At 56.3% G+C, this 789-nt stretch carries 1 protein-coding gene; it reads left to right on the top strand.

What is annotated here, in order from left to right; translation table 11 throughout:
• Window positions 1-30: 30 nt before the first annotated feature.
• Window positions 31-789: cysteine desulfurase family protein (locus tag lacNas_RS12125; protein WP_201346901.1), on the top strand; the 759-nt coding region annotated here is incomplete at its 3' end.

Genomic DNA, 789 nt, shown 5'->3' with positions numbered 1-789 from the left:
GTTGAGTATCTGAAGGAGAACGATTTTTAAATGAAGCAAGTCTATCTTGACAATGCTGCCACCACGCCAATGTCGCCGGCCGTCGTCGACGTCATCGCCGACGAGATGGCCAATGACTTCGGGAACGCGTCCAGCACGCATACTTTGGGACGCAAGGCCCGCAACACCGTTGAAACGGCCCGGCACACGATCGCCCGGGCAATCAATGCCAAAGACCAGGAAATCATCTTTACTTCCGGCGGTTCGGAAAGCAACAACACCGTGATCTTCGGGGTGGCGGAAATGCGCCAGAACATCGGCAAGCACTTGATCACGACCAAGATCGAGCACGAGTCGGTCCTGCGCTCCATGCAGCATCTGGAAGAGCAAGGCTTTGAAGTCACGTATCTGGACGTGGACAGCGACGGCCACATTTCCCTGGATCAGCTGAGAGAAGAGCTGACGCCGGAAACGATTCTGGTATCGGTGATGGCCGTCAACAATGAGGTCGGCACCATCAACCCGCTCAAGGAAATCGGCGAAATCGTCAAGGACAGCAATGCCTACTTCCATGTTGACGCCGTCCAGGGCTTGGGCAACGTCGACTTGGACGTAGAAGAGATGCAGATCGACTTCATGTCCACTTCAGCCCACAAGATCTACGGGCCGAAGTTCCTGGGCTTTTTGTATGAAAGAGACGGCATCCGCCTGCCCAACCGCATTTACGGCGGTGACCAGGAGCTTAAGCGGCGGGCCGGCACGGAAAACGTGCCGGGAATTGCCGGCTTTGGCCAGGCAGTAGCCGAAACC

It is taken from the genome of Lactobacillus nasalidis, assembly GCF_016587775.1.
GTDB classification, from domain to species: Bacteria; Bacillota; Bacilli; order Lactobacillales; family Lactobacillaceae; genus Lactobacillus; species Lactobacillus nasalidis.
The sequence above is the reverse complement of the archived record's forward strand: the minus strand, read 5'-3'. Positions and strand labels throughout refer to the sequence as shown.